General features: G+C 64.5%; 19 protein-coding genes. 11 read left to right on the forward strand and 8 right to left on the reverse strand.

Annotated features, from left to right (window positions below):
- Nucleotides 1-154 precede the first annotated feature (154 nt).
- From WH303_RS21725 to WH303_RS21740, 4 genes are all read right to left on the reverse strand, one after another.
- Complete coding sequence (locus WH303_RS21725) at nt 155-583, reverse strand: ExbD/TolR family protein (protein WP_339521079.1); 429 nt, start codon at nt 581-583, stop codon at nt 155-157.
- 27 nt (nt 584-610) lie between these two features.
- Entirely contained in the window at nt 611-1339 is a 729-nt protein-coding gene (locus WH303_RS21730; RefSeq protein WP_052329770.1) for a MotA/TolQ/ExbB proton channel family protein, read from the reverse strand.
- A gap of 51 nt (nt 1340-1390) precedes the next feature.
- Complete coding sequence (gene dapB / locus WH303_RS21735) at nt 1391-2227, reverse strand: 4-hydroxy-tetrahydrodipicolinate reductase (RefSeq protein ID WP_021025555.1); 837 nt, start codon at nt 2225-2227, stop codon at nt 1391-1393.
- Between the two features lie 116 nt (nt 2228-2343).
- Nucleotides 2344-2910 (reverse strand): outer membrane protein assembly factor BamE, encoded by a 567-nt coding sequence (locus WH303_RS21740; protein WP_027010572.1) that lies wholly within the window; start codon nt 2908-2910, stop codon nt 2344-2346.
- Between the two features lie 100 nt (nt 2911-3010).
- Between WH303_RS21740 and fur the strand changes: the two genes are divergently transcribed.
- From fur to WH303_RS21755, 3 genes are all read left to right on the forward strand, one after another.
- Nucleotides 3011-3433 carry a ferric iron uptake transcriptional regulator gene (gene fur, locus WH303_RS21745; RefSeq protein WP_021025553.1) on the forward strand — a complete coding sequence of 141 codons (423 nt, stop codon included), beginning with the start codon at nt 3011-3013 and terminating at the stop codon, nt 3431-3433.
- Between the two features lie 147 nt (nt 3434-3580).
- On the forward strand, nt 3581-5200 hold the full coding sequence (locus WH303_RS21750) for a DUF1800 domain-containing protein (RefSeq protein WP_339521080.1): 1620 nt from the start codon (nt 3581-3583) through the stop codon (nt 5198-5200).
- An 11-nt stretch (nt 5201-5211) separates the two neighbouring features.
- The gene (locus WH303_RS21755; protein ID WP_339521081.1) at nt 5212-6420 is read left to right on the forward strand and encodes a DUF1501 domain-containing protein; all 1209 of its coding nucleotides are present in this window, start codon (nt 5212-5214) and stop codon (nt 6418-6420) included.
- A 15-nt stretch (nt 6421-6435) separates the two neighbouring features.
- On the opposite strand, the gene hprK is transcribed toward WH303_RS21755, so the two are convergent.
- The 3 genes from hprK to hpf all read right to left on the reverse strand — a co-directional run bounded on the left by hprK (nt 6436) and on the right by hpf (nt 8475).
- Complete coding sequence (gene hprK / locus WH303_RS21760) at nt 6436-7392, reverse strand: HPr(Ser) kinase/phosphatase (RefSeq protein WP_021026712.1); 957 nt, start codon at nt 7390-7392, stop codon at nt 6436-6438.
- Nucleotides 7393-7520: 128 nt separating this feature from the next.
- On the reverse strand, nt 7521-8006 hold the full coding sequence (locus tag WH303_RS21765) for a PTS sugar transporter subunit IIA (RefSeq protein ID WP_021026711.1): 486 nt from the start codon (nt 8004-8006) through the stop codon (nt 7521-7523).
- A 136-nt stretch (nt 8007-8142) separates the two neighbouring features.
- On the reverse strand, nt 8143-8475 hold the full coding sequence (gene hpf / locus WH303_RS21770) for a ribosome hibernation-promoting factor, HPF/YfiA family (RefSeq protein WP_116927826.1): 333 nt from the start codon (nt 8473-8475) through the stop codon (nt 8143-8145).
- Between the two features lie 482 nt (nt 8476-8957).
- On the opposite strand from hpf, the gene WH303_RS21775 reads away from it, so the two are divergent.
- A complete protein-coding gene (locus WH303_RS21775; RefSeq protein ID WP_021026709.1) occupies nt 8958-9878 on the forward strand; it encodes a phosphoribosylaminoimidazolesuccinocarboxamide synthase in 921 nt (306 codons plus the stop codon).
- Nucleotides 9879-9926: 48 nt separating this feature from the next.
- Here WH303_RS21775 and WH303_RS21780 read toward each other — a convergent pair whose 3' ends face one another.
- Nucleotides 9927-10238 (reverse strand): hypothetical protein, encoded by a 312-nt coding sequence (locus tag WH303_RS21780; RefSeq protein ID WP_021026708.1) that lies wholly within the window; start codon nt 10236-10238, stop codon nt 9927-9929.
- Between the two features lie 95 nt (nt 10239-10333).
- On the opposite strand from WH303_RS21780, the gene WH303_RS21785 reads away from it, so the two are divergent.
- The 7 genes from WH303_RS21785 to gshB all read left to right on the forward strand — a co-directional run bounded on the left by WH303_RS21785 (nt 10334) and on the right by gshB (nt 20437).
- Complete coding sequence (locus tag WH303_RS21785; RefSeq protein ID WP_306729943.1) at nt 10334-11623, forward strand: glutamate-5-semialdehyde dehydrogenase; 1290 nt, start codon at nt 10334-10336, stop codon at nt 11621-11623.
- Nucleotides 11624-11722: 99 nt separating this feature from the next.
- Nucleotides 11723-13213 (forward strand): Trk system potassium transporter TrkA, encoded by a 1491-nt coding sequence (trkA, locus tag WH303_RS21790; protein ID WP_312990115.1) that lies wholly within the window; start codon nt 11723-11725, stop codon nt 13211-13213.
- A gap of 9 nt (nt 13214-13222) precedes the next feature.
- Nucleotides 13223-14689: a TrkH family potassium uptake protein gene (locus WH303_RS21795; protein ID WP_339521082.1), complete on the forward strand. Its 1467-nt coding sequence runs from the start codon at nt 13223-13225 to the stop codon at nt 14687-14689.
- A gap of 116 nt (nt 14690-14805) precedes the next feature.
- Nucleotides 14806-16095: a glutamate--cysteine ligase gene (gene gshA / locus WH303_RS21800; protein WP_021026705.1), complete on the forward strand. Its 1290-nt coding sequence runs from the start codon at nt 14806-14808 to the stop codon at nt 16093-16095.
- Nucleotides 16096-16256: 161 nt separating this feature from the next.
- The gene (locus tag WH303_RS21805; protein WP_021026704.1) at nt 16257-18134 is read left to right on the forward strand and encodes a potassium transporter Kup; all 1878 of its coding nucleotides are present in this window, start codon (nt 16257-16259) and stop codon (nt 18132-18134) included.
- A gap of 69 nt (nt 18135-18203) precedes the next feature.
- Entirely contained in the window at nt 18204-19385 is a 1182-nt protein-coding gene (locus tag WH303_RS21810; RefSeq protein WP_339521083.1) for a benzoate/H(+) symporter BenE family transporter, read from the forward strand.
- Nucleotides 19386-19483: 98 nt separating this feature from the next.
- On the forward strand, nt 19484-20437 hold the full coding sequence (gshB, locus tag WH303_RS21815; RefSeq protein WP_339521084.1) for a glutathione synthase: 954 nt from the start codon (nt 19484-19486) through the stop codon (nt 20435-20437).
- Nucleotides 20438-20558 lie beyond the last annotated feature (121 nt).

Raw genomic sequence — 20558 nt, forward strand, 5'->3', positions numbered from 1 at the left:
CGGCGGTGCAGCGGTGGCCTTGGTGCAGCCGCCCCAGGCAGCCGGCACACAGCCTGCAATATAACCAAACGCTTCTGGGCTAAGGTGTGCGCCAGGTCAGGTAGCTTCAAACGATACTGCAGGAGCCCGCCAGGCGAGACCGGGCGGGGGGTGCTCAGCGCGCGGCGGCAGCCTGGGGCTGGGCGACAAAGCCCATGCGGCTGAGGCCGGCGCTCTGCGCCGCATCCATCAGCTCGACGGCGCGGGCATAGGGCAGGCTCTGGTCGATGGACAGCTGCACTTCGGTCTGCGGATTGCGCTCGGCCTGCTGCTTGAACAGGGCTTTGAGGGCGTCCATGTCGGTGGGCTGGCCATCGGCAAACAGCGCACCCTGGGCGTTGAGCTGCACCGCAATCGCCGCCGGCGGGTTGGCCCGGGTGGCGCTGGCGGCCTGGGGCAGGTCCAGGCGGATGGAGGCGGCCAGCAAGGGCGCTGCCATGATGAAGATGACCAGCAGCACCAGCATCACATCCACCAGCGGCGTCACATTGATGGCGCTGATCGGCGCGCTGGCCGGGGTTTTGTTGAAGCGACCGAATGCCATGGTGCGAAGGGCTGGGTGGGCGGCGGCTCAGCGGCTGCCCACCAGGGCGATGCTATCGACGGCATTGTGGGCCTGCATGCCGGCGTAGGCCTGCGGCGCCTGGGCGGCTTGCTGCAAGGCCCAGGTCTGCATGTCGTGGGCAAAGCCTTCGAGCAGCTCCTCGACCTGCGCGAGCTTGCGGCCCAGCAGGTTGTAGGCCAGCACGGCCGGCAAGGCAACGGCCAGGCCGGCGGCGGTCATCACCAGCGCCTCGCCCACGGGGCCGGCCAGCTGCTCCAGGCTGACATGGTCGGCACCGGCCAGCGCCGCCAGCGCCTGGTGGATGCCCCAGACGGTGCCCAGCAGGCCGACAAAGGGGGCCGTGGCGCCAATGGAAGCGAGCACCGTCTGCCCCCACTGCAGCCGGTGGCTGGCGCCATGCAGCGCCTCGCGCAGCACGCGGGTGGTTTGCACCTGGGCGCCGCTGGCCACAGCCAGGCTGTGCTGGGCGGCAGGCTCGGCCGCCACAATGTGCGCAATCGCATCGGCCACCGGAGTCAGCAAGGCGGCGCGGTCAATGCTTGGCAGCGCCAGGCGTGCCTGCTCCCAGCTGCTGGCCTGCCAGAAGGCATCGGTGGCACGCAAGGTGGCGCCATGGGCGCGGCCCAGCCACCAGGCCTTGTAGAGAATCAGCACCCAGCTGGTGACGGACATGAGCAACAAGACCAGGGCCGTGGCCCGGGCGACGCCGTCTGCTTGCGAGAGCCATTGCCCCATCGTCATGGTGGGCCGTCCTTGTAAAAGCGGGGTGGGGGTACCGGGCTGGGTTTATTTCAGACCGAGCACGTCGTACATGTCGAACAGGCCGGCCTTCTGGCGCGCCAGGTAGCGCGCTGCCCGCAGGCTGCCATTGGCGTAGCCTGCGCGGCTGCTGGACTTGTGCGAGATCTCGATGCGTTCGCCATCGCCGGCAAACAGCACGGTGTGGTCGCCGACGATATCGCCGCCGCGCATGCTGGCAAAGCCGATGCTGTTGGCCACGCGCGCGCCGGTATGGCCAAAGCGCTCGTAGACGGCGCGGTCGGCCAGCTGGGTGCCCTGGGCTTCGGCAATCACCTCGCCCATTTTCAAAGCCGTGCCCGAGGGCGCATCGACCTTGTGCTTGTGGTGCGCTTCGACGATCTCGATGTCGTAACCGCCCTCTTGTAAGGCCTTGGCCGCCATCTCCAGCAGCTTGAAGGTCACGTTCACGCCCACGCTCATATTGGGCGAGAGCATGACTGCCGTCTTGTCGGCAAACTGGCGGATCTGCGCTTTTTGCTCCTCGCTAAAGCCCGTGGTGCCAATGACCACGCCCACGCCGCGCTCGGCCGCCAGCGCCAGGTGGGCCAGCGTGCCTTCGGGGCGGGTGAAGTCGATCAGCACATCGGCGCCCTGCAAGCCCTGGGCCAGGTCGGCGGTGATCTGCACGCCGGTGTGGCGGCCCAGGAAGGCACCCGCATCAGTGCCCAGGCTGGGGTTGCCGGCGGCATCGAGCGCGCCGCTCAGCTGCAGGTCCGTGCTGGCCAGTACGGCTTCGATCAGCATGCGGCCCATGCGGCCGCTGGCGCCTGCAATGGCGACGGCAATACGGGGGCTGTTGTCGGGGGAGAGGGGGGCGGTCATGGGTAGTTTCCTGGGGCTCAAACGGGCGGCGTCTCAGCAAACATCGGACACGGCCCAAAGACGGCGCCGGCCACCCGCTGCCAGTGCAGGGCGGGGGGCATGCCAGCGCCATGGCATCAGCGCTGGGGAGATTCCAGCGGCGGGTAGCTGGCGGGCGGCGTGGCGGTGCTCGTGTCGCTGCTGCTGGTGTCGGCGCTCGGGGCGGGGGCCGGTTGATCGGCCTTGTACTTGGCCAGCTCCTCGGGCGTTGCTTCCAGGCGCGGCACCTTGGGGTTCTTGATCGAGGTCGTGACCGAGGCGACGAACTCCTGCTCGCTGGGCATCTCATCGCCTTCAAAGCGCTCCAGGCCGGTGTCGTTGAAGTACACGGTAAAGCGGCGCTCCTGCTCGGGCACACCCTTGCGCTTGATGGTGAACACGTAGTCCCAGCGGTTGGCGTGGAACACGCTGGCCAGCAGCGGGGTGCCCAGCAGATCCTTGACCTGCTGGCGGCTCATGCCTTTTTGCAGCGCGTTGACCTGCTCCTGGGTGATCACATTACCCTGCACCACCTCCACCTTGTAGGGGGTGATGGCGCTGGCGAACTTACGGCTGGCTTCATTGAAGGAGCCGCAAGCGGCCACACTGGCGCCCAGGGCCAACAGCGCCGCCATGCGGACACCGGAACGAACAAATTCAGGCATGGTTTTAGACATAGCGATATGATCGGCCATTGTAGCGGCTGGTCTCCAGGCCTTCTCCAGAAGTCCGTATACCAATCGGGCCCACTTGAAAGACCTTGTTATGAAAAATATTGAAGAACTCAAAAGCACTGGCCTTAAGGCGACGCTGCCTCGGCTGAAGATTCTGGATATCTTCCAGAATGGTGCTCAGCGCCACATGACGGCGGAAGATGTGTTCCGCGTGCTGCTGGAAGAGCGCTCCGACATCGGTCTGGCCACGGTCTACCGCGTGCTGACCCAGTTCGAGCAGGCCGGCATCCTGATCCGCAGCAACTTCGAGAGCGGCAAGGCGGTTTACGAGCTCAACGAAGGCCAGCACCACGACCATTTCGTCTGTACCAGCTGCGGCAAGGTCGAGGAGTTCTATGACCCCGAGATCGAAAAGCGCCAGCAGTCCATTGCCAAGAGCAAGGGCTGGATCGTGCATGACCACTCGATGGCCCTGTACGGCCAATGCGCGGAGTGTGCGGTCAAGGCCAAATAAGCACAGCGCCCCACTGTTGCCCGCCAACCCCTGAAAAGCGAAGCGCCTCAAACGCTTCGCTTTTTTACGTTTTGCATACATAGCTTTACAGCAGCGCGACGGCACAGGCGCAGCATGGAGCCTTCTGCACCAGGCTCCAGACTCCCCATGCGCCCTAACCGACTGCTTCGACTGCCCCGACTGCTCACCCTCAGCGCCGCTGCCTTGGCGGGCACCTTGTGGCTTGGCGCCTGCGCGTCCCATGCGCCACCAGATGCGGCCAGCGCGCAGGCCGCACTGCCCGATGTGGCCGTGGTGCCGCTCAGCGCCACCCAGCGCCTGCAATGGCTGGACCGCGTCAGCTGGGGCGCCAGCGACAGCGCCGACCAGCAGCTCCAGCGCCTGGGCCTGCAGCGCTGGCTGGATGCGCAGCTCGCGCCGCGCCAGCCGCCGCGCCTGCCCGCGCAGGCCGAGCAGCAGATTGCGGCTTTGGAAATCAGCCAGCGCAGCATGCTGGAGCTGCAGCGCGACATTGCTGCGCAGCGCCAAGCCGCCCGCACGGCCACCGAGCAAGGCCAGGGAGACGGCGAAGGCGCGCGCCTGCGCCAGGAGGTGCAGCGCCACCTGAACCAGCTCGCCGCCCAGGCCCAGCAGCGCCAGGTGCTGCGTGCGCTCTACTCACCGGCCCAGCTGCAGGAGCAGATGACCTGGTTTTGGATGAACCACTTCAACGTCAGCACGCGCAAGGCCGAAACGCGGCTGTGGATTGGTGATTACGAGGAGCGGGCGATCCGCCCCAACGCCCTGGGCAACTTCCGCAGCCTGCTGGAGGCCAGCATGCGCCACCCGGCGATGCTGCTCTACCTGGACAACGCCAGCAACGCCCAGGGCCACATCAACGAAAACTACGCCCGCGAGCTTTTGGAGCTGCACACCATGGGCGTGGGCAGCGGCTACACCCAGGCCGATGTGCAGGCCATGGCCCATGTGCTGACGGGCGTGGGTTTCAGCACCCGCGATGCCGATGCGCCGCCGCCCCGCATGGCCCCTGCGCTGCAGGCCGATTACCTGCGCGATGGCTTTTTCGAGTTCAACCCCAAGCGGCACGACTATGCGCCCCAGGTCTTGCTGGGCCAGCCGCTGCGGGCCAAGGGCATGGCGGCGGTGGACGAGGCGCTGGACCGCATCGTGGCCTCGCCCGCGACGGCGCAGTTCATGGCGCGCAAGCTGGCGGTGTTCTTCATCAGCGACAACCCGCCACCCGCCTTGGTGCAGCGCACGGCAGCGGCCTTTGCCCGCAGCCATGGTGATATTGCCGCCACCTTGCGTGCGCTGCTGACCGCGCCCGAGGCACTGGCCCAGCAAGGCCAGCGCTTCAAGGACCCCATGCACTATGTGCTGGGCGCCGTGCGCCTGGGCTATGACGGGCGCGTGGCCAGCGATGTGCGCCCGGTGATCGGCTGGATCAACCGCCTGGGCCAGCCCATCTACGGCCATGAAACGCCCGATGGCTACCCCGCCTCGCAATCGGACTGGGCCAGTTCCGGACAGATGGCCGCGCGCTTTGATGTGGCGCGCCAGATTGCGACGCGCAGTGCCGTGCTGTTCCGCGCCGAGCCGCAGGCCGCGCTGGAGCAGCCGCCATACCCGGACCTGGCGCAGCGCGCCACCGCGCAGGCCCGCGTGGCCCAGTGGAGTGCGGCATCGCGCGACGCGCTGGCCAAGGCTCGCAATGTGCCCGACTGGAACACCTACTTTCTCTCCGCCCCCGAAATGATGGTTCGCTGACGAGGTCCACCATGCAAAGACGCCACTTTCTCTCCGCCGCCGCCAGCCTGCCGCTGGCCTTCAGCCTGGCGCGGGCCCGCGCAGCCGCGCCCCGCAGCGATACACCGCGCTTTTTGCTGGTGTTCCTGCGCGGCGCCTATGACAGCAACAGCCTGCTGGTGCCCACGCACAGCGACTTCTACTACGCCGCGCGCCCCACGATTGCCATCGCCCGCCCGGGTGAGGCCAATGGCGCGCTGCCGCTGGATGCGCGCTGGGGCCTGCACCCGGCGATGGAGGGCAGCGTGCTGCCGCTGTGGCACAGCAAGCAGGCCTGCTTTGTGCCCTTTGCCGGCACCGACGACCTCTCGCGCAGCCATTTTGAAACCCAGGATTCGATCGAGCTGGGCCAGCCGCTCGATGCCCACCAGAGTTTGCGCAGCGGCTTCATGAACCGCCTGGCCCAAACCTTGCAGGGCCGCAGCGACCTGGCGCCGATGGCGTTTACCGCGCAGCTGCCGCTGTGCATGCGCGGGCCGGCCCGCATTGCCAACACTGCGCTGGCCAATGTCGGCAAGGGCGGCGTGGATGCCAACCGCAGCCGCGCCATTGCCGCCATGTATGCCGGCACCGCGCTGGCGCCGGCCGTCAACGAAGGCTTTGAGGTGCGCGCGGCCGTGCTGCGCGGCATGCAGGAGGAGATGGACAAGGCCGGGCGCGATGCCATCAGCGCCAAGGGCTTCAGCCTGGTGGCCCAGCGCATGGCCACCTTGATGCGCGACCAGTTCGACCTCGGCTTTGTCGATGTGGGCGGCTGGGACACCCATGTGAACCAGGGCAATGCCAGCGGCAACCTGGCCAACCGGCTGGACGACCTGGGCCGGGGCCTGGCCGCCTTTGCGCAGGAAATGGGGCCTGAGGCCTGGCGCCACACCGTGGTCGCGGTGGTCAGCGAGTTTGGCCGCACCTTCCGCGAAAACGGCAACAAGGGCACCGACCACGGCCATGGCACCGCGTACTGGATGCTGGGCGGCGGCCTGTCGGCGCAGGCCGGCGGGCGCATTGTCGGCGAGCAGATCGAGGTGAGCGAGGCGAATCTGTTCCAGAACCGCGACTACCCCGTGCTCAACGAGTACCGCAGCGTGCTGGGCGGTCTGTTTGCGCGCATGTACGGCCTGTCGCCGGCGCAGCTGCAGCAGGTGTTTCCGCAGGCCTCGGTCAAGGACCTGCGGCTGGTCTGATCCCGCTGGATCGTTTTAAAACTCACGCCCGCTGGCCATGGCCTTGCGGTGCCGGTCGACAAATTCCTGGTAGGTGTCGATGCCGCGCAGCTGCAAGATGGTGTTGCGCACCGCCGCTTCGACCAGCACCGCGATATTGCGTCCGGCCACCACCTGGATCACCACCTTCATCACCGGAATGCCCAGCACGTCCTGGGTCAGCGGTGCGGCGGGCAGCCGGTCGTAGTCGCGCTCCATGGTTTCCTTGCGCACCAGGTGCACAATCAGCTTGAGCCGCATCTTGCGGCGCACGGCCGTCTCACCAAAGATGGCGCGGATATCGAGCAGGCCGATGCCGCGCACTTCGAGCAGGTTCTGCAGCAGGTCGGGGCATTTGCCTTCGATCGTGGTCTGGTTGATGCGGTAGAGGTCCACGGCATCATCGGCCACCAGGCCGTTGCCCCGGGTGATCAGCTCCAGGCCCAGCTCGCTCTTGCCCAGGCCGGATTCACCGGTGATCAGCACGCCCATGCCCAGGATGTCCATGAACACGCCATGCATGGTAGTGCGGTCGGCGAAATGCTTGGACAGGAAGGCGCGCAGCACATCGATGACAAAGGCGGCCGACTCCTTGGTGGAGAACATCGGGATGTGCGCGCGCTCGCACATGGACAGCAGCTCATCGGGCGCGCCCTGGCCATCGGCCAGCACCAGCACCGGTGGCTCCAGGGTCACGATGCGGGCAATGCGGCGGCGGCAGTCTTCGGTGGTGGAGTTGGTGAGGTAGGCGATCTCGCGCTCGCCCAGCACCTGCGCCCGGTAGGGGTGGATGTAGTTGAGGTAGCCCACCAGGTCGGCGCTGGAGCGGGCGCTGCGCACCGCCACTTCGTCAAAGCGGCGTTCGGAGGCCCCCAGGCCCGCCAGCCATTCCCAGCGCAGCGAGGCACGGAACTCCTCGAACAACACATCTGCGCTTACGACATTGGGTTTCACGGTGCAGTCCTTTCAAAGCCAGAGCGCGCAGCAACGCCACCCGCCAGTGTCAAAGACTAGCAGGAAAAACGGGGTACAAGGCAGATACGGGTGCTCGCTTGGGGCCTGCTGGCGCAGGCGCGCGGCGTTCAGGCGTGGGCGGTCGAGGTGTTGTTGGCCGACGATTGCCAGGTGTCGATCATCTGGTGCAGCTGCTCGGCATTGGTGCTGGCCTTCATCTGCTCGCGCAGGCTGGCATTGGACAGCAGCTCGGCAATCTCGCCGAGGATCTCCAGGTGCTGCTGGGTGGCCGCTTCTGGCACCAGCAAAAAGATCAGCAGGTTGACCGGTTGCTCATCGGGCGCGTCAAAGCCAATGGCGCGCTCGAGCTGGAAGACCGCCGCCATCGGGGACTTGAGGCCCTTGATGCGCCCATGCGGAATGGCCACGCCATGCCCCAGACCGGTCGAGCCCAGTCGCTCACGTGCAAACAGGCTGTCGGTGACCAAGGCGCGCGAGAGGCCGTGCAGACTCTCGAACAGCAGGCCCGCTTCTTCAAATGCACGTTTTTTACTGGAAACATCCACACTCACTAGCACTTGAGCTGGAGGCAAGATAGAGGCAAGACAGTTCATAGTGGAGTGCGGCTATATGGCTAGCTACTGAGAGCATGATCAAACGAACGCAGCAACACCTGGATGCAGGTGTTGCTGCACGTATTATCGGTCAGTACTCAAACAGAATCTTTTTCCTCGGCAAAAAGCAGAGGGTTTACGCCATTGCTTGCCGCAACGCATCGCTGTAGTGAGATTGAACACGTTGCTTGTGACGGGCGACCATACGGTCCAGCCTGTCGACCAAAGCATCTACCGCGGCGTACAAATCGTGGTGAGAGCATTGAACACAGAGTTCGTCGCCCTTGACCCGCAGATTGCACACCACACGCTGCCGTTTCTCCTTTTCCTTCTGCTTTTCCACCGAAAGTAAAACTTTGGCATCCACCACCTGGTCAAAGTGTCGCGTAATGCGCATCAACTTGGATGTTACATATTCGCGCAGCGCCGGGGTCACCGCCAAATGGTGACCGCTGATCGTCAGGTTCATGAACAAGTCTCCTTCTGCAAACCAAGAAAAGTGACCGGATCCGTTGGAAGCCAGGCCACCCCGAGGGGGAAACACATGCATGCGTGTAAACCATGATGCGCCTGGACCTACAAAATTGCAAGTCTATGACAACCCGGTCCACTGGGTTTCTGGCTTGCATGGACCGCCAGAAGCTGCTGTGTTGGTTACAAATTGCCCGCGCCGTGCTGCAAAAAATGGAGGGCCCATGCGCCGTGCTGGGCGCTTTGGGGGCGATTGCAAGCGCTGGCAGGGCATGCCGATGCTGGGCGCTGTCACGTAAGGGCCTACGTGTTCGGGGGCCCGCTGCGCCCAATACTGCACCGCAATCCAAGGCATCCCGGCAGCCCGGGCGAGGTCATGGGGGTGGACGACTACAATCGAGCGCTTGCCTTGCCGAGGTTGCGCGGCTGTCCGTGCTTACTGTCTTTACGCAGGGTGCCTGTCCATAGTTCTGCATCACCATGACCCAGCCCGTACCTTCTGCACTGCATACCTCCAAGCTCCATTCCCTGCCCCTGCTGGCCCGCGGCAAGGTGCGCGACAACTACGCCGTCGGCAACGACCGCATTCTGATGGTGGCTTCGGACCGTCTGTCGGCCTTCGATGTGATCATGGGCGAGCCCATCCCGGGCAAGGGCGCGTTGCTGACGCAGATGGCGCTGTACTGGTTCGACAAGCTCGGCGACATCTGCCCCAACCACCTGACCGGCGAGGCGCCCGAGTCGGCCGTGCAGCCCGATGAAGTGGCCCAGGTGCATCTGCGCTCCATGCTGGTCAAGCGCCTCAAGCCCGTGCCGATCGAGGCCGTGGTGCGTGGCTACCTGGCGGGCAGCGGCTGGAAGGAATACCAGGAATCGCAAGCGGTCTGCGGCGTGCCCCTGCCCGCAGGCCTGATCAATTCCGCCAAGCTGGCCGAGCCCATCTACACGCCAGCGGCCAAGGCCGAAGCGGGCGAGCACGACGAGAACATCACCTTCGAGCGCACCGTCGAGATGGTGGGCCCCGAGCTGGCCGCGCAGATCCGCGACATCAGCATCGCCATCTACAAGAAGGCCGCCGCGATTGCGCTGACCAAGGGCATGATCATTGCCGACACCAAGTTTGAGTTTGGCCTGGACGAAGACGGCAAGCTGGTGCTGATGGACGAGGTGCTGACGCCCGACAGCTCACGCTACTGGCCGGTGGAAGGCTATGCCGACGCGCTGGCGACCGGCGCCAACCCCCCCAGCTATGACAAGCAGTTTGTGCGCGACTGGCTGGAGCAGGCCAAGGTCAACGGCAAGCCCTGGGACAAGACGGCCCCGGCACCGCGCCTGCCACAAGAAGTGATCGACAAGACCGCGGCCAAGTACCGCGAAGCGCTGGAACGCCTGACGGCCTGACGGCGGGGGCCTGATGGGCCCCGCAGACTGGTGTCTGCTGCGGCCCGCTCAGGCCGTGGCGCTCAGCCTGGCATCGGCTTTTTTCAGCCACAGGCGCAGGCTGTCCACCAGGTCCTTGCGGCTGAACGAGCAACTCTCCTCATCAAACAGCGCGCTCGATTCGAGCCGGTCGAGCAGCTGCAGCAATACCTCCTGGAACTGCGCAGGCAGCGCGCCGAGCAAATCGGTATAGCTGCGTGCCTGCTGGCTCAGGGCCGCTGCATCCATGTGGCCGGCCTCGAAATGGTCCAGCCCGTCTTGTAAGGCGCCCAATTGGCGCAGCGCAGCCGATTGCATCGTGGTCTCCTGGTGGCTCAACATGGCTGCAGTGTAGAGGCCTTTGTGCCGGCCGAGCCTGGGATTTGCCAGGGGCCATTGGCAGCGCAGCCTGGCTGCCCTGGCGCAAATGCCCGACAATAGCCCCCATGAATGCCCTGAACATTTCGGAAACCATGCAGGCCCTGGGGCTGCAGGCCAAACAAGCCTCTGCCCAGATGGCCAAAGCACCTTCTGCTATCAAAAACAAGGCCTTGCTGGCGCTGGCACGTTTGCTGCGCGACCAAACCGAGGCCTTGCAGGCCGACAACGCCAAGGACCTGGCACGCGCGCAGGCCAATGGCCTGTCGGCGCCGATGGTGGACCGCCTGCGCCTGACGCCCAAGGTGCTGGAGACCTGTGCCCAGGGCTGCGAGCAGCTGGCAGCCATGGCCGATGTGGTGGGCGAGGTGGTGGGCATGAAGCAGATGCCCAGCGGCATCCGCGTGGGCCAGATGCGCGTGCCCCTGGGTGTCTTCGGCATGATCTATGAAAGCCGCCCGAATGTGACCATCGAGGCGGCCAGCCTGTCGATCAAGAGCGGCAATGCCTGCATCTTGCGCGGCGGCTCCGAAGCCATCGATTCCAACAAGGCGCTGGCGCGCCTGGTGGAGCAGGCGCTGCTGGAGGCCGGTTTGCCCGCCACCGGTGTGCAGCTGGTGCAGACCACGGACCGCGAGGCCGTGGGCCAGCTGATTGCGATGCCCGAATTTGTCGATGTGATCATTCCGCGCGGCGGCAAGGGCCTGATCGAGCGCATCAGCCGCGAAGCCAAGGTGCCAGTGATCAAGCACCTGGATGGCAACTGCCATACCTATATCGATGCGCCTAGTGATCTGGACATGGCTGTCAAGGTGACCGAAAACGCCAAGACGCAGAAATACAGCCCCTGCAATGCGACCGAAAGCCTGCTGGTGGCGCGCGCCGTAGCGGCAGATTTTCTGCCCCGCATTGGCGCGGTGTTTGCCGCCAAGGGGGTGGAGATGCGGGCCGATGCCGAAGCGCTGGCGCTGCTGCAGGCCGTGCCCGGTGCCCGCCTGCAGGCAGCGACCGAGCAGGATTGGTCTGAAGAGTACCTGGCCGCCGTCATCAGCATCAAGGTGGTGGCCGGGGTGGACGAGGCGATTGCCCATATCAACCATTACTCCAGCCACCATACCGATGCGATCATCACGCGCGACCACATGCATGCGCAGCGCTTTTTGCGCGAGGTGGACTCGGCCAGCGTCATGGTCAACGCCAGCACGCGCTTTGCCGATGGCTTTGAATACGGGCTGGGCGCCGAAATCGGCATCAGCACCGACAAGTTCCATGCCCGGGGCCCGGTCGGCATCGAGGGCCTGACCTCGCTGAAATACATTGTGCTGGGCGAAGGCGAAGTGCGCGGCTGATACCGGTTGCGGCCGCTGATCTTTGCTGACCGGCCGCCTCTTGCCCACGTTATGATGCGGCCATGCCAGGCCGCTCCCTAGCGGCTGGCGCCTCATGCTATGAAAATTCTGATCCTCGGCGCAGGCCGCGTGGGCGAGAGTGTCGCCGAAAGCTTGCTGAGTGAAAAAAACGACATCACCGTGATCGACACGGATGGTGTGCGCCTGCGCGATCTCGAAGGCCGCTTCGATCTGCGCGGCGTCGTGGGCAATGGCATCAGCCCCGAGGTGCTGGCCGAGGCCGGTGCGGCGGACACGGACATGCTGATCGCCTGCACCTCCCAGGACGAGACCAATCTGACCGCCTGCAAGATCGCGCAGGTGCTGTTCAACATCCCCACCCGCATCGTGCGGGTGCGCTCGGTAGCCCTCAAAAGCCATGCCGAGCTGCTGTCCGACACCGGCTTTGGCGTGACGCATGCGTTCTGCCCCGAAGAAGCGCTGATGGGCTACATCGGCAAGCTGGTGACCTACCCCGAAGCACTGCAGGTGCGCGAATTTGCCCAGGGCCATGTGGCGCTGGCGTCGGTGCGCGCGCGTGGAGGCGCGCCGGTGGTGGGCCTGAGCGTGGCCGATGTGCGCCAGAACCTGCCCCATGGCACGGTGCGTGTGGTGGGCGTCTACCGCCGCTTCCACCACGAGGCCGACCGCCTGGTGCCCACCGAGGGCAGCACCCGCATTGAGCCGGGTGACGAGGTGTTTGTGCTGTCGGACAAGGAGCAGCTGGGCGATGTGCTGGCGGCCTTCAACCGCCAGGTGGGGGAGCAGGCCGAGGTGGTGCGCCGCGTCATGGTGGCCGGCGGCGGGCGCGTGGGCATGCGCTTGGCGCGCGCGCTGACCAAGGAATCGCGGCGCTTTCAGGTCAAGATCATCGAGAAAAGCGAGGACCGCTGCGTCTACCTCGCCTCGCGCCTGCCGTCCGACGTGCTGGTGCTCAAGGGCGATGCGACCGACGAGACCTTGATGGAGAACGAGAACGTCGAGGATGTGGACCTGTTCGTGGCCATCACCGATGACGACGAGGACAACATCATGTCCTGCCTGTTGGCCAAGAAGCTGGGTGCGACCCGGGTGCTGGCGCTGATCAACCGGCGCACCTATGCCGACCTGATGCATGGCACGCAGATTGACATTGCGCTGTCGCCCGCCCAGGCCACCTTGGGCGAGCTGCTGGCCTATGTGCGCCAGGGTGATGTGCAGGCCGTGCACAGCCTGCGCCGGGGCGTGGCCGAGGCGATCGAGATTGTGGCGCGCGGCGATGCGAAAACCTCGCGCGCCGTGGGCCGGCGGGTGGGCAGCCTGCGCCTGCCGCGCGATGTGCACATCGGCATGATTGTGCGCGGCCTGCCCGCGCCCGATGCGCGCAACACCAACGGCAGCGAGACCGCCGAGCGCGATGAAGAAGAACGCAATGACGAGCAGGTGGAGGTGATCGTGCCCACCAGCGGCACCATCATCCAGAGCAATGACCATGTCATTCTCTTCTTGCCGAACAAGCGCCTGGTGCATGAGGTCGAGGCCCTGTTCCGTGTCGGGGTGACCTTTTTCTAGGCCCGGCCGATGACTGATCTTCGTCCCGTGCTGCGCATATTGGGCATTTTGCTGCTGATGTTTGGCGGCACGATGGCCGTGCCCGCGATCTCCTCGCTGTGGCTCGATGACGGGGTGTTTGGCGTCTACCCGCTCACCATGGGTATCACCTGGGCCTGCGGCACGGTGCTGTGGTGGCTGGCGCGCCATGAGCAGCGCGAGCTGCAGGCGCGCCACGGCATCATGCTGGTCGCCTTTGTGTGGATGGTGTTCCCGCTGTTTGCCGCGCTGCCGCTCTACCTGGGCTTTGAGCGCATTGACCGGGCGCTGAGCTGGCAGCATGCCTATTTTGAAGCTGTCTCGGGCCTCACGACCACGGGCTCCACCGTGCTCAACCATGTGGATACCTTGCCGGTGTCGCTCAACATCTGGCGCACTTTCTTGCAGTGGATGGGGGGCATGGGCATTTTGATTCTGGCCGTGGCCATCCTGCCGATGATTGGCATGGGCGGCAGCCAGCTGTTCCGTGCCGAGGCTGCTGGCCCGGTGAAGGACACCAAGCTCACGCCGCGCATGGCCGAGACTGCCAAGGGCCTCTGGGGCGTGTACGGCCTGTTTTCCGTGCTCTGCGCGCTGGCCTACTGGCTGGCCGGCATGACGCCGCTCGATGCGGTGATGGTCATGTTCACCACAGTGAGCCTGGGCGGCCTCACGCCCCATGACGCAAGCTTTGCCTATTTCAACTCACCGCTGATCGAGGGCATCTGCACGGTCTTCATGCTGCTGGCCAGCTGCAACTTCGCGCTGTATTTTGTCGCCATCCGCAAACGCAATGTCTGGGTGCTGTACCGGCAGCCCGAGTTCCGCGCCACCATCGGCACCTTGCTGGGTGGCGGCTTGCTGGTGGCGGGCCTGCTGTGGTTCAAGGGCGTGTACGGGCCGCTCGAATCGCTGCGCATGGGCGTGTTCCACACCGTGTCGGTGGCCACCACCACCGGCTATGCGGCCGTGGATTTCGGCCTGTGGCCGCCATTTGCGCCGGTGTTCATGCTGCTGCTGTCGGGCGTGGCCACCAGCGCGGGCTCGACCGGCGGCGGCATCAAGATGATCCGCATGCTGCTGCTGCTCAAGCAGACCCGGCGCGAAATGCGCCGCCTAGTCCACCCCAATGCGGTGCAGCCGGTGACGGTGGGGGGCCTGGCGGTGGATGAGCGGGTGATCTTCTCGGTGCTGGCCTTCATGCTGGTGTACTGCGCCACCATTGCGGTGCTGACCATGGCCTTGCTGTTCACGGACATGGATTTGCACAACGCGTTGGGCGCTGTGCTTGCCAGCGTGAACTGCGCCGGTGTAGGCTGGGGCGATCTGGGCCCCAGCAACAATTTTGCCGGTCTGACCAGCTTTCAGCTGAGCGTGACCACCCTGGGCATGCTGATGGGCCGGCTGGAGATCCTCAGCTTTCTGGCCCTGTTGACACCGGCTTTCTGGAGAAGGTGAGTGCTTGCTAGGTAGGGCGGCAGCAAAGTTCTGGTGACTTTGGCCCTCAACTCTCTACAATTGGTACTCAATTGTTTTTTGCTCGTTTTTTTTGAGCCCTCAAACAGTATTCATTTATGGTCCCGAATCTCATAACAGCCCTAACGGGGCCCATCAACGAATTGGAACAGCGCATGCTCGATGCCATGCCCGCGATCGAGCGCTGGTTCCGTCTGGAGTGGATGGAGCACACGCCTCCGCTCTATTCGTCGGTGGATATCCGCAATGCCGGCTTCAAGCTTGCACCGGTTGATACCAACCTGTTCCCCGGCGGTTGGAACAACCTGACGCCAGAGATGGTGCCGCTGGCTGTGCAATCGGCAATGGCTGCGATTGAAAAGATCTGCCCCGAGGCGCGCAACCTGCTGATCATTCCCGAGAACCAGACGCGCAATCCCCAGTACCTGGCCAACTTGGTGCAGCTGCAGCATATCTTCTCGATGGCGGGGCTGAATGTGCGCATCGGCTCGATCGACCCGGAGGTCAAGGAGACCATCAAGCTCAAGGTCGGCAATAAGGAGCTGGTGATTGAGCCGGCGCTGCGCCATGGCCGCCGCGTGGGCCTGAAGTATTTCGACCCCTGCACGATCTTGCTGAACAATGACCTGTCCACCGGCGCGCCCGGCATTCTGGAAGAGGTGTATGAGCAGTTTGTGCTGCCGCCGCTGCATGCGGGCTGGAGCGTGCGCCGCAAGAGCCGCCATTTTCAAAGCTATGAAGAGGTGGCCAAGCGCTTTGGCAAGCTGATGGGGATCGACCCCTGGCTGATCAACCCGATGTTCAGCAGCCGCAAGGGCGTGGACTTCACCGATGGCAGCGAGCATGCACTCGATGAGTTGCGTGAAGATGTCGACGTGATGCTGACCAAAGTACGCCGCAAGTACAAGGAATACGGCATCAAGGAGACGCCCTTTGTCGTCGTCAAGGCCGACAACGGCACCTATGGCATGGGCGTGATGAGCGTGCATGACGCCAAGGAGCTGCGGCAGCTGTCGGTCAAGACCAAGAACCAGATGTCGCTGGTCAAGGACGGCCAGCAGGTGCACGACATGATCATCCAGGAGGGTGTGCAGACCGTCGAGCGCATGGACAAGGAAGCGGCCGAGCCGGTGGTCTACATGATTGACCGCTATGTGGTGGGCGGTTACTACCGCGCCCACTCCGACAAGGGCGCCGAGGACAACCTCAATGTGCCGGGCGCGCATTTCATCCCGCTGTCGTTCGAGCACGGCATCTCGCCGGGTGACTCGGTCGGGGCCAGCGCGCCCAACCGCTTCTATATGTATGGCGTGGTGGCGCGGCTGGCGATGCTGGCGGCCAGCTATGAGCTCGAGGCGACCGACCCGGACGCCGAAATCTACGACTGAGCCGTTTGCGGCCTTCCTGCAACCTCTGATTGCCACCCGCTGCTGATCCGCCATTCGGGCTTGTCCGGATGCGCGGCTTCACTGCGGGCGCAACAACAGGCGCACAATGCAAACCAATCCACTACAAGCATGCCTGATGCGGCATGGCACAAAGGCTTGATGTGCAACACAACAATAAATCCGCACTCCCCGCGCTGACGCTAGGCGCCATCGGGGTGGTGTATGGCGATATCGGCACCAGCGTGCTGTACTCGCTCAAAGAGGTGTTTGGCTCCGGCCATGTGCCTTTCACCCACGACAACGTCTACGGCGTCCTGTCCATCCTGTTCTGGACCTTGACCTTGATCGTCTCGCTCAAATACGTGGTCCTGGTGCTGCGGGCGGACAACAACGGCGAGGGCGGGCTGATTGCGATGCTGGCGCTGGCCTCGCAGGCGGTCAAGGACAAGCCCAGGCTGCGCTCGGTGCTGATGCTGGTCGGTATCTTTGGTACCTGTCTGTTCTACGGTGATGGCGTGATCACGCCGGCCATCTCGGTGCTCTCGGCCGTCGAAGGCCTGGAAGTGGTCTCGCCCGGCTTCAAGTCCTGGGTGATTCCGCTCACCTTGGTGGTCCTGCTGCTGCTGTTTTGGGTGCAAAAACGGGGCACGGCGGGCATCGGCAAGTTCTTCGGGCCCATCATGGTGGTCTGGTTCATCTGCATTGCCGCCTTGGGCGTCTGGAACATTGTGGACCACCCGCAGGTGCTGTGGGCGCTCAGCCCGCACCATGCGCTGGGCTTTATCGGCCGCCATCCCGGCATCAGCTTCATCATTCTGGGCGCCGTGGTGCTCTGCGTGACCGGGGCGGAGGCCTTGTATGCCGACATGGGCCATTTTGGCCGCAAGCCCATTCGCCTGGCCTGGTTCAGCGTGGCGATGCCTTCCTTGGTGCTCAATTACTTTGGCCAGGGCGCGCTGGTGCTGGAAAACGCTGAAGCCGTGAAGAACCCCTTCTTCATGCTGGCGCCCGGCTGGGCACTGCTGCCCCTGGTGCTGCTCGCGACGATGGCGACGGTGATCGCATCGCAGGCGCTGATCACCGGCGCCTTCAGCGTCACCAAGCAGGTCATCCAGCTCGGTTACCTGCCGCGCATCCAGATCCTGCACACCAGCGTGCGCGACACCGGGCAGATCTACATCCCCTTTGTGAACTGGAGCCTGTTCCTGACCATTGTGCTGGCGGTGATCCTGTTCAAGTCCAGCAGCAATATGGCAGCGGCCTACGGGATCGCGGTGACCCTGGACATGACCATCACCACGGTGCTCACCTTCTTTGTGCTGCGCTATGGCTGGAAATATGCGCTGTGGATGGCGCTGGCGCCGACGGTGTTCTTCTTCTGCATCGATATCACCTTCTTCGCCTCCAATCTGCTCAAGCTGCTCGATGGCGGCTGGTTCCCGCTGGCGATCGGCCTGTGCCTGTTCGTCGTGATGATGACCTGGAAGCGCGGGCGCGAGCTGGTCTACCAAAAGCTCCATGCCGATGGCATCGATCTGCAGTCCTTCCTGCAGATGGTGCTGCAGGCGCCGCCTACGCGGGTGCCGGGCACGGCGGTGTTCCTGACCTCCGACGCCCATGTGGTGCCCACAGCCTTGCTGCACAACCTCAAGCACAACAAGGTGTTGCATGAGCAGAACATGTTCGTCAACATCGTCTACCACGAGGTGCCCTGGATCGGCCTGGAAAAGCGCGCCGTGATCGAGCCGCTGGGCGGTGACTGCTGGCGCGTGCAGCTGAACTACGGCTTCAAGAACGATGTCGATGTGCCCAATGCGCTGCACCAGCTGCGCGGCCATGGCTGCGATACCGGGCAGATGGTGACCAGCTATTTCCTCTCGCGCGATGTGTTTGTGCCCACGGACAAGGCCAGCGCCGGCATGGCACCTTGGCGGCAGAAGTTGTTTGCCCAGATGCACCACAATGCAGCAGGTGCGGCAGAGTTCCTGCTGCTGCCCAGCAACAGCGTGGTGGAGCTGGGCTCCAAACTCGAAATTTAACCAGCCAGGGCTGCTCACCCGCTGCGCGCACCCCGGGCCAGCGAACACCGTGGCGGCGCGAAAGGGTGTATGCGGTTTTTCAAGGACATGAGCGCATCGGCGCTCATCGCAGGCTTTGTCACGGTGCTGGTGGGCCTGACCAGTTCCATCGCGATTGTGTTCCAGGCGGCGCAAAGCTTTGGCGCCACTCCCGCGCAGGTCTCGTCCTGGGTCTGGTCGCTGGGTATTGGTGTGGGCCTGTGCTGCTGGGTGCCCAGCATCTTGCTGCGCAAGCCGGTGGTCGTGGCCTGGTCCACTCCGGGTGCTGCGGTGCTGGCCACGGCCGGCGCCACCGGCGCATTCGGCATGGGCGATGCGATTGGCGCCTTCATCATCAGCGCCGTACTGATTGCGGTGGTGGGCATGACGGGCTGGTTCGAGCGGCTGATGAACCGCATCCCGATTGCGATTGCCTCGGCCCTGCTCGCGGGCGTGCTGACCCGCTTTGGCCTGGATGCCTTTGCCGCCGCGCAGACCAATACCTGGCTGGTGGTGGCCATGCTGGTCACCTACCTGCTGGGCCGGCGCCTGCTGCCGCGCTATGCGGTCATGCTGACCCTGGCGGTCGGCATTGTGGTGGCGCTGCTGCAGCACAAGATTCTGTGGTCTGCCGTGCAGCCGGGCCTGACGATGCCGGTGTTCACCATGCCCAGCTTCAGCTGGCAGGCCGCCATCAGCCTGGCGCTGCCGCTGTTTGTTGTCACGATGGCCTCGCAGAACCTGCCGGGCGTGGCCATCATCCGGGGCTCGGGTTACGACCTGCCGGTCTCCAAGCTGATCACGATGACGGGGCTGGCCACCTTGCTGCTGGCGCCCTTTGGCGCCTTTGGCATCAACCTGGCGGCCATCACCGCCGCCATCTGCATGGGGCCCGAATCCCACCCCGACAAGGCCAGGCGCTATGCGGCCGCCGTTGTCTGCGGCGTCATCTATGTGCTGATCGGCTGGTTCGGGGTCGTCATTGCCGGCCTGCTGACCGCATTCCCGCACGAGCTGGTGGTGGCGATCGCCGGCATTGCGCTGCTGGGCACCATCGGGGGCGGCCTGTACACGGCCTTGCAAGGCGAGCAGTACCGCGAAGCGGCGCTGATCACCTTCCTGGTTGCGGTGAGCGGCGTGACAATAGCCGGAGTGGGATCGGCCTTTTGGGGCGTGGTCGCAGGCAGCCTTGCGCTTTTTGTGCAACATTACGGCAAGCGCCGCTCGGCTTGAGCGCGCCTAGTTCTGTTCGTTTCTGCTTGCGTGGCCCTCTGGTGGGCAGGCAAGGCCATTGAATACACAGGGCGGCCCCCAGGCCGCCGACCCACACCATGCATATCCTCTTTGTTGCCGATCCGATTGAGTCCTTCAAGATCTACAAGGACAGTACCTTCGCGATGATGCGCAGCGCCCAGGCGCGCGGCCACCGCATCACCGTCTGCGAGCCGCGGCACATCCGCTGGATCAGCGGCGAGAAGGTCTCGGCCCAGGTGCGCGACATTGTGCTGACCGGTGACGAGACGCGCTGGTTTGACGAAGCACCCGGCCGCCGTGCCGAGCTGGCCGAGTTCGACGCCATCGTCATGCGCAAGGATCCGCCCTTCGACAGCGAGTACTTTTACGCCACGCACCTGCTCGGCCAGGCCGAGCGTGAAGGTGCCAAGGTCTTCAACAAGCCAGCCGCCTTGCGCGACCACCCCGAAAAGCTGGCCGTGATGGAGTTTGCCGAATACGCGCCCGTGACCCTGGTCACCCGCAGCGCGCAAGATATCCGCGACTTCCACGCCGAGCACCAGGACATCATCTTGAAGCCCCTGGACGGCATGGGTGGCATGGGCATCTTCCGCGTCGGTGCCGATGGCATGAACCTGGGCAGCATCATCGAAACATTGAACCTGGACGGCGCCCAGAGCGTGATGGTGCAAAAGTACCTGCCTGAAATCACCAAGGGCGACAAGCGCGTGCTGATCATTGGCGGCCAACCCGTGCCTTTCTGCCTGGCGCGCATTCCGCAGGGCAATGAAGTGCGTGGCAATCTGGCCGCTGGCGGCAAAGGCGTGGCGCAGGCACTGGAGCCGGAAGACCGAGTGATTGCCGAGCACATCGGCGCGCGCCTGGCACCGCGCGGCTTGCTGCTGATCGGCCTGGACATCATTGGCCACCGCATCACCGAGATCAATGTCACCAGCCCCACCTGCTTCCAGGAGATCGAGCAACAGGCCGGCTTCCCTGTGGGCGACATGTTCGTCGAAGCACTGGAAAAGGCCGTTGCAGGCGCCGTCTGACACACGCCTGCAAAAAAGACGGACGTTTTCCTGACGCCCCGGGAAAACGCCTATACAATAGCGTCTATCGACAGCACGATGCCTTGCAAAGCTGCCAGACTCGAAAGAGGGCGGTTCGCAA

The organism is Comamonas sp. MYb69 (genome assembly GCF_037479315.1).
Taxonomy (GTDB): Bacteria; Pseudomonadota; Gammaproteobacteria; order Burkholderiales; family Burkholderiaceae_C; genus Comamonas.

Excerpts from the sequence above, each read along its gene's own strand:
- WH303_RS21725 (WP_339521079.1), bottom strand. The coding sequence starts at position 583 with ATGGCATTCGGTCGCTTCAACAAAACCCCGGCCAGCGCGCCGATCAGC.
- WH303_RS21730 (WP_052329770.1), bottom strand. The coding sequence starts at position 1,339 with ATGGGGCAATGGCTCTCGCAAGCAGACGGCGTCGCCCGGGCCACGGCC.
- dapB (WP_021025555.1), bottom strand. The coding sequence starts at position 2,227 with ATGACCGCCCCCCTCTCCCCCGACAACAGCCCCCGTATTGCCGTCGCC.
- WH303_RS21740 (WP_027010572.1), bottom strand. The coding sequence starts at position 2,910 with ATGCCTGAATTTGTTCGTTCCGGTGTCCGCATGGCGGCGCTGTTGGCC.
- fur (WP_021025553.1), top strand. The coding sequence starts at position 3,011 with ATGAAAAATATTGAAGAACTCAAAAGCACTGGCCTTAAGGCGACGCTG.
- WH303_RS21750 (WP_339521080.1), top strand. The coding sequence starts at position 3,581 with ATGCGCCCTAACCGACTGCTTCGACTGCCCCGACTGCTCACCCTCAGC.
- WH303_RS21755 (WP_339521081.1), top strand. The coding sequence starts at position 5,212 with ATGCAAAGACGCCACTTTCTCTCCGCCGCCGCCAGCCTGCCGCTGGCC.
- WH303_RS21765 (WP_021026711.1), bottom strand. The coding sequence starts at position 8,006 with ATGAACTGTCTTGCCTCTATCTTGCCTCCAGCTCAAGTGCTAGTGAGT.
- hpf (WP_116927826.1), bottom strand. The coding sequence starts at position 8,475 with ATGAACCTGACGATCAGCGGTCACCATTTGGCGGTGACCCCGGCGCTG.
- WH303_RS21775 (WP_021026709.1), top strand. The coding sequence starts at position 8,958 with ATGACCCAGCCCGTACCTTCTGCACTGCATACCTCCAAGCTCCATTCC.
- WH303_RS21780 (WP_021026708.1), bottom strand. The coding sequence starts at position 10,238 with ATGTTGAGCCACCAGGAGACCACGATGCAATCGGCTGCGCTGCGCCAA.
- trkA (WP_312990115.1), top strand. The coding sequence starts at position 11,723 with ATGAAAATTCTGATCCTCGGCGCAGGCCGCGTGGGCGAGAGTGTCGCC.
- WH303_RS21795 (WP_339521082.1), top strand. The coding sequence starts at position 13,223 with ATGACTGATCTTCGTCCCGTGCTGCGCATATTGGGCATTTTGCTGCTG.
- gshA (WP_021026705.1), top strand. The coding sequence starts at position 14,806 with ATGGTCCCGAATCTCATAACAGCCCTAACGGGGCCCATCAACGAATTG.
- WH303_RS21810 (WP_339521083.1), top strand. The coding sequence starts at position 18,204 with ATGCGGTTTTTCAAGGACATGAGCGCATCGGCGCTCATCGCAGGCTTT.
- gshB (WP_339521084.1), top strand. The coding sequence starts at position 19,484 with ATGCATATCCTCTTTGTTGCCGATCCGATTGAGTCCTTCAAGATCTAC.